Origin of the sequence: Microcystis sp. M113S1 (genome assembly GCF_020246945.1) — a bacterium.
Classification (GTDB): Bacteria; Cyanobacteriota; Cyanobacteriia; order Cyanobacteriales; family Microcystaceae; genus Microcystis.
Genome location: NZ_JADBSA010000259.1, coordinates 1 through 6,705 on the forward strand (window position 1 = coordinate 1; position 6,705 = coordinate 6,705).

Below are 6,705 nucleotides of genomic sequence, written 5' to 3' on the forward strand. Positions count from 1 at the left end.
CTTCATCGTCAGACTCTCTGCTATTCAAAATGTGTCAAAATGTTAGAAAATTCCCTACCGCTTCTAATTCATTACCTTAAGTTTAAGGATGTTCCAGTTCCCTACACTTTTGCTTGATTCATCTTTACATCTGACAACGCCCTATTTTAAGACTAAAAACAAAGACTACTATCTAGACGCTCTAACTATTGCCTTAACTTATCTAGGGTTAGGATATTCCTATCAGATTTCTGGTGATACTTCTGCCAAACAGGATAAAGTCAAGAAATCCTGGAAAGGGTCCGATTTAATGCGCTCTCACTTGTATGCTCACGCAATGGTTACTATTTGTCCTAATAAACCTGCTAAAACTGAGATTATTGGCAAGCTTAAGCATTCTTGGCTTAATCCCCGGATTCATATCTATTACGACCACGAAAATGGTCAAAGAATCGAAAAAAGGAAAGAATTACCCAGCTTTAAGGCACTGGGTAAGGATGGTATGTGTCGCTTGCTGTTTTACGAAACTAGACTTTTGTATCAGCTTTTAACGGACAATTTGGTAAAGTGATGTAGTCCCTAATACAAAAGTTTTACCCTTACTGGGATAGTGTCCACGGTCCGGGACAGGGGAAATCTTAAAAAAGATACGGGAAAAAAAGCTGTTCTTGAGGGCAATAGTCCAGAATGGCAGGTAAGACCGAGTAAAAAGGGGAAAGGAAAAAGTAAAAAGGATAACCTTTGACTGTATAGCGTTTCTTAGAGGGATGAAGTATGACCTGCTTCTCAGTTGATATTACTGCAATCTCTACCCAAAAAATCAGCCCATAATTAACAAAAACTAGATTTTTCAAGGTCAAAACTATGTGTTTAGGCATACCGGGACAAATTACAGCAATTATTGATGAAAACCATAATCTCGCTCTCGTCGATGTGGGGGGTGTAAAAAGAGAAGTAAATATCGCTTGCATTGTTGATGAAGACCATCCCGCTAATACTTGTCTAGGGGATTGGGTATTAGTTCATGTGGGTTTTGCCATGAATCGAATTGATGAAAATGAGGCGCAAGAAACCTTGAATTTATTAACACAATTATTGGAATTAGAGGAAGAATTTAATCATAATTAATGTTCTTAATTAGTTAGCCACCAATTAATTCTGTTGTCTATCTTAAGAAATGTAAATTACGGCAATTATTACTGACGACCGACGACCGACGACCGGCTCCACAATTAACTTTACTTTTGTCCAACCACTTATAGAGAGAAAGCTTGTTATGAAATACGTTGATGAATTTCGTGATCCGGTTAAAGCGGCAGGATTAATTCAACAAATTGAACAATTATCGATAAGAATCTCTGAAAAGCGGGAAAAAGTTACTAAAATTATGGAGGTTTGTGGGGGTCATACCCACTCAATTTTTAAATACGGTATCGAGGCAATACTTCCCGAAACTATCGAATTAATTCATGGTCCTGGATGTCCCGTTTGTGTGATGCCGCGAGGTCGTTTAGATGATGCCATTTTTCTCGCACAACAACCGAACGTAATTCTGACAACTTTTGGCGATACTATGCGTGTCCCCGGTTCCCATTTGAGTCTGCTGCAAGCACGAGCAAAAGGTGATGATATTCGCCTGGTTTATTCTCCTCGCGATGCCTTAAAAATTGCCAGAGAAAATCTCGATAAAGAAGTAATATTTCTAGCATTAGGTTTTGAAACAACCGTTCCTAGCACAGCTTTAACTGTTTTAGAAGCGCAAAGAGATGGTATCACTAATTTTAGTTTATTTTCTAATCATGTGGTGATTATTCCCGCTCTGAAAGCTTTGTTAGATAACCCAGATTTACAGTTAGACGGTTTTGTTGGTCCCGGTCATGTTAGCATGGTAATTGGCACAGAACCCTATCAAGTTATTGCCCAAGAATATCATAAACCTGTGGTAGTTTCTGGGTTTGAACCTTTGGATATTCTGCAATCAATTTGGATGGTATTAAAACAATTAGATGAGCAGAGATGTGAGATCGAAAATCAGTACGATCGAGTGGTACAAAATCAAGGAAATAGAGTCGCTTTATCGGCAATCGACCAAGTTTTTGAACTGCGAGATCAGTTTGAATGGCGAGGTTTAGGAGAAATTGCTCAAGGAGGGTTAAAAATGCGAGATGAGTACAGTAATTTTGATGCGGAGAAGAAATTTACTTTACCCAATCAGCGCGTTAAAGATCACAAAGCTTGTCAGTGTGGCGAAATTCTTAAAGGTGTTTTAAAACCCTGGGAATGTAAAGTATTTGGTACTGCTTGTACTCCCGAACATCCCATCGGCACTTGTATGGTTTCTAGTGAAGGTGCTTGTGCCGCTTATTATAAGTATGGTAGAAATCAGTAAATTTTTTTACTGATTAGGTTCCTTTCCGGTGAGGAAACGCTAGAATTCTCACCAGAAAAAATTAACAATCTCTCGGTGATAAAAAAAATGAAAATCAAAAATAATCTGGGTTTATTTGGCTTAACTATCTCTCTGCTGCTAGTTATCGCTTCGGAAATTGTTCTTGCTTCCCAAGAACAAACCCTAGAACTGCAACCAAGTCAACCCCCCAGCGCCGATTTTTTCAAACCCGTAACCAATCTAATTAAAGATTTAAACAATCAGGGAGTAACTATCACCGATCCCAATGATCCCATGGCGGTGCGCTACCGAGTCAATTCCCCCTGTCGCGGTTGTTCAGTTTATCTAGGCACGGGAGTTGCCAATCCTCGCACCCAGACTAATAATAATGGCATGGGAATCAATTTTGGTCTTGGTTTCACCATGCCCTTTTCACCCTAAATGCCGATGACATATTTACGCCATTCCTGATTGTGATTCTCCCTGGTGTGCTTTAATAGCTCAAAGTGGAGACTGCTGTAGGGACGACGGGGTTGGGCGCGCAGGGACATATTGGCCTCTTTTGGTGTACGATTGCCCTTATGCACATTACAACGCACACAAGCCGCCACTAAATTCTCCCAGGTATCACCCCCTCCGCGAGAACGGGGAATCACATGATCGATGGTTAATTGTTCACCTCGGTAGAGACAGTATTGACAGGTGTGATGATCTCGTTCGAGAATATTACGACGGGTTAAAGGAATTTCCTTGTAGGGAACACGGACGTATTGCCTAAGACGGATAACAGAAGGCAAGGGTAAGTCACGACAAACCACTTTTCCGTTATGTTCTAGGGATTCAGCTTTTCCTTTCAACAATAAAACGATTGCGCGCCGCCAACTGGTAATATTTAGCGGTTCGTAGGAGGCATTCAACACGAGAACCTTGCTCATAGGTGTCTGGAGATCGCTTGAATTTACCCCGAATGGTAGCACAGATCACTGAGATTGGAACCTATTATTCAGTTTTGGAGAACTGGGGAGCTTTTTTCAGTTATCGGTAAACAGCCTTTCGTCCGGGGATGATGCCAAATCCCCTCATACCTCTTATTACCAGGCGACGACCGACGAGCGATAACTAATTTTTGATAAGCTAAAAGACAGTTAATTATAATTTCGTCGTCAATCCTATGATTTTGCCAGGTAGTACCGTTCGAGTCACCAATCCCGATGATACCTACTATAAATTTGAAGGTTTAGCCCAGCGTTTAAGCGATGGGAAAGTGGCCGTTCTTTTTGAGGGGGGTAACTGGGATAAGTTAGTTACCTTTAATCTCTCGGAATTAGAAGAAGTAATTATTGCCCCCGCTAAAGGCAAAAAATAACCATGCGTCCACCCTTACCGCAATTGGCCACGGATAACCGCCATCCCGATCATATCGCCGAAGTTATCGAGACGACGACGACCGAGTTTTTAGCGCAATGTTTGGAACCAGAGGAGTTAAACTTTCCTTTTATGCCCGCTTTTGGTAGTTGGGTAAAAGCCTACGATGAAGAAACGGGTAATAAGATTTTTGGGATTGTCACCTTTGCCACCACTGCACCCATCGATTCGGTACATCGCGCTAGAGCTTTGGGGTTGTCTTTGGCTGAATTGCGGGAACAACAGCCGCAGATTTTCGCTATGTTAAAAACGGAATTTCGGGCAACTATTGTCGGTTTTGAAACCCTGCCAGGACAATTTAATGGCAATGGTGCCGGGCGAGGTTATATCTATCAATATATTCCTCCCCGTCCCCCACAAATTCATCAGGCCGTTTATCAATGTGAGTCGTTAGAAGTGGTTTATTTTAGTGAACAATTAGACTTTTTAAGAATTTTATTACAGGTCAAGAATACTCCCGTGGAAGCTTTGGCAGCTGCTTCTATCCGTCAGATGTATCAATTGCGTCAAGCCGATCGACAATGGTTAGTGAATGTGGGCAGACAGTTAAGTGTTTTACTTAAAGATGATTATGATCGCTTGCGTTATATTCTCAGTCAAATTCATATTCACGCTTAGATGATTCGGCGTTGCTGATTTTAATTAGGGTCTGCTGAATAAATCTAAAAACCTTGTTGGGTAAGACTTTTAGACTTTTTGTCAATCAAAAAGTCCCCGGCATGGGAGTGATCAGGGGGAAAATTGAGGTACTTTTTCCCTGAAAATTAGGTAGTTGACCACCTGAAAATCGGTAAAACCCTACACCCCACACCCCACACCCCACACCCTACCCCCACCGAAAAACTTTTTGCCGCAAACCCTAGTTAGTTCTAAATAGTTGACTAGACAAAAAATGTCGATATAATGAATGTTTATACGGTAACTCTCGCTATTTTCATCCTTGATTGTAAATTCTAGATAGTTTAATTGATCGCCCCTCAATAAAATGGCAATACAAACAACCTTTGCAGAGATTCTAGAAGCAGCCGAGCAACTTCCCCTTGAAGATCAAGAAAATCTCATTCATATTTTACAGAATCGTCTTCGAGATCAAAAAAGAACCGAGTTGGTTAGAGATGTTCAAGAAGCTCAACAAGAATTTGCACAAGGTCAATGTCAACCCATGACACCTGAACAAATCATGGAGGAAATTCTTTCGTGAATTTTGTTTTATTACGCTCCAATATATTTATTAGAAATGCTCGAAAAATTGTCAAAAAACAGCCTTTTTTAGCTCAAAATATCTGAGAAACTTTAGATTTATTATGCGTAGATCCATTTCAACCTCGATTAAGAACCCACAAATTAAAAGGAGAGCTTAAAGACTCTTATGCTTGCAGTGTGGGCTATGATTTAAGAATTGTCTTTAAATTCGTTGAATATGAGCAGAAACAGGCAATTCTTTTGGAATCAATTGGGACTCACGATGAAGTTTATTAGTGCGGATGATTATTGCGCTCAGTCTGGAGAAAACGAACCAGAATCAAGATAAAAAACCTAAGATGCTTCATTAACATATATTTCAGCCTTTTTGAGGGCAATTTGCCATTCTAAGTCAGCTATTTCTCGATCGAGTTCGACAATTTCACTATTAACTTGCTTTAAATCGGCGATAATTTCTTGTTTACTGCGTTTTCTACCGTAGATAGCCAGTTCATCCTGTTGTAATTTCTCAAGGATAGAGTCTAGGGAACCGGTTAAATCGGCCGAGGGATTGTCCATAATACCTAAACGCATTAAGACCTGTACCGCTTTGACAACGTCTTGCTGATAGGCTTCTCTAGAAGGGTAATCTTGGGGTTTTTTGAGATTTAAAGCGTCAATGATATTCATATTCCATCTGCCCCATACAACAATCAGAAATTTTTGTCTGTTACAATTTATACAAAATGCCGTGGGATTACCCCGACTGAAAACTCAAATCCGATTAGTGATCACTGATCACTGATTGCTGATAAGATTGTTACGAAAATATAAACACGAAATTCTATAGTTAGCCATGACCCAAAACGGAAGCTCGAAGTCGATCGTTGTCTCTCCCTCGATCCTATCGGCGGATTTTAGTAAATTAGGAGCCGATATCGAGGCTGTGGATAAGGCAGGAGCCGATTGGATTCACGTTGATGTGATGGATGGTCGTTTTGTCCCGAATATCACCATTGGACCCCTGATTGTCTCCGCTATTCGTCCCTATACGAAAAAACCTTTAGATGTGCATTTAATGATCGTGGAACCGGAAAAATATGTGGCTGACTTTGCGAAAGCGGGTGCTGACATTATTTCTGTTCACGCTGAACATAATGCTTCTCCCCACCTCCATCGTACTCTTTGCCAAATCCGCGAACTCGGCAAACAAGCGGGTGTGGTATTAAATCCCTCCACTCCCCTAGATTTAATCGAATATGTGCTGCATTTGTGCGATTTAGTCTTAATTATGAGCGTTAACCCCGGTTTTGGTGGCCAGAGTTTTATCCCAGAAGTTGTCCCCAAAATCCGTCAATTACGCCAAATGTGCGATGAAAGAGGCTTGGATCCCTGGATTGAAGTGGATGGCGGCTTAAAACCGGCTAATACTTGGCAAGTTCTCGAAGCGGGTGCTAATGCGATTGTAGCAGGTTCGGCGGTATTTAATGCCCCCGATTACGCGACGGCGATCGAAGGTATCCGTAACAGCAAACGTCCCCAACCTCAATTAGCCACCGTTTAATTGCCGCAGGGGTGGGTTAGCTGTTGACTAATTAGGGTCTGCTGAATAAATCTAAAAACCTTGTTGGGTAAGACTTTTAGACTTTTTGTCAATCAAAAAGTACCAGGCATGGGAGTGATCAGGGGGAAAATTCAGGTACTTTTTCCCTGAAAATTAGGTAGTTGAC

At 41.1% G+C, this 6,705-nt stretch carries 10 protein-coding genes and 2 pseudogenes; 10 read left to right on the plus strand and 2 right to left on the minus strand.

The annotated features are described in order from the left end of the window. From IM319_RS13040 to IM319_RS13060, 5 genes and pseudogenes are all read left to right on the plus strand, one after another. Positions 1–117, plus strand: a pseudogene (locus IM319_RS13040) (IS1 family transposase); the annotation flags it as partial. Next, on the plus strand, positions 89–550 hold the full coding sequence (locus tag IM319_RS13045; RefSeq protein ID WP_287735879.1) for a hypothetical protein: 462 nt from the start codon (positions 89–91) through the stop codon (positions 548–550). The pseudogene IM319_RS13040 and the gene IM319_RS13045, both read left to right, overlap by 29 nt. A 293-nt stretch (positions 551–843) precedes the next feature. Continuing rightward, positions 844–1,107 carry a HypC/HybG/HupF family hydrogenase formation chaperone gene (locus IM319_RS13050; RefSeq protein WP_286826152.1) on the plus strand — a complete coding sequence of 88 codons (264 nt, stop codon included), beginning with the start codon at positions 844–846 and terminating at the stop codon, positions 1,105–1,107. A gap of 148 nt (positions 1,108–1,255) precedes the next feature. After that, positions 1,256–2,368, plus strand: a complete 1,113-nt coding sequence (hypD, locus tag IM319_RS13055; RefSeq protein WP_287685739.1) for a hydrogenase formation protein HypD — start codon at positions 1,256–1,258, stop codon at positions 2,366–2,368. Between the two features lie 87 nt (positions 2,369–2,455). Beyond that, the gene (locus IM319_RS13060; RefSeq protein ID WP_287735880.1) at positions 2,456–2,809 is read left to right on the plus strand and encodes a hypothetical protein; all 354 of its coding nucleotides are present in this window, start codon (positions 2,456–2,458) and stop codon (positions 2,807–2,809) included. On the opposite strand, the gene IM319_RS13065 is transcribed toward IM319_RS13060, so the two are convergent. Further along, positions 2,806–3,303, minus strand: a complete 498-nt coding sequence (locus IM319_RS13065) for an HNH endonuclease (protein ID WP_004163691.1) — start codon at positions 3,301–3,303, stop codon at positions 2,806–2,808. The two genes, IM319_RS13060 and IM319_RS13065, sit on opposite strands and share 4 nt — an antisense overlap. A 236-nt stretch (positions 3,304–3,539) precedes the next feature. Here IM319_RS13065 and IM319_RS13070 point away from each other — a divergent pair, with 236 nt between their 5' ends. From IM319_RS13070 to IM319_RS22530, 4 genes and pseudogenes are all read left to right on the plus strand, one after another. Further along, entirely contained in the window at positions 3,540–3,734 is a 195-nt protein-coding gene (locus IM319_RS13070; protein ID WP_002759298.1) for an NAD(P)H dehydrogenase subunit NdhS, read from the plus strand. A 2-nt stretch (positions 3,735–3,736) separates the two neighbouring features. Further along, positions 3,737–4,411, plus strand: a complete 675-nt coding sequence (locus IM319_RS13075) for an HAS-barrel domain-containing protein (RefSeq protein WP_287735881.1) — start codon at positions 3,737–3,739, stop codon at positions 4,409–4,411. Positions 4,412–4,778: 367 nt separating this feature from the next. After that, on the plus strand, positions 4,779–4,994 hold the full coding sequence (locus tag IM319_RS13080) for a hypothetical protein (protein WP_185238965.1): 216 nt from the start codon (positions 4,779–4,781) through the stop codon (positions 4,992–4,994). Beyond that, positions 4,991–5,272 (plus strand): annotated as a pseudogene (locus tag IM319_RS22530) (type II toxin-antitoxin system YafQ family toxin). The gene IM319_RS13080 and the pseudogene IM319_RS22530 overlap by 4 nt, the downstream one beginning before the upstream one ends. Before the next feature lie 57 nt (positions 5,273–5,329). On the opposite strand, the gene IM319_RS13090 reads toward IM319_RS22530, so the two are convergent. Beyond that, positions 5,330–5,665, minus strand: a complete 336-nt coding sequence (locus tag IM319_RS13090) for a hypothetical protein (RefSeq protein WP_287735882.1) — start codon at positions 5,663–5,665, stop codon at positions 5,330–5,332. A gap of 166 nt (positions 5,666–5,831) precedes the next feature. Here IM319_RS13090 and rpe point away from each other — a divergent pair, with 166 nt between their 5' ends. Next, positions 5,832–6,539 carry a ribulose-phosphate 3-epimerase gene (rpe, locus tag IM319_RS13095; protein WP_061431496.1) on the plus strand — a complete coding sequence of 236 codons (708 nt, stop codon included), beginning with the start codon at positions 5,832–5,834 and terminating at the stop codon, positions 6,537–6,539. Positions 6,540–6,705 lie beyond the last annotated feature (166 nt).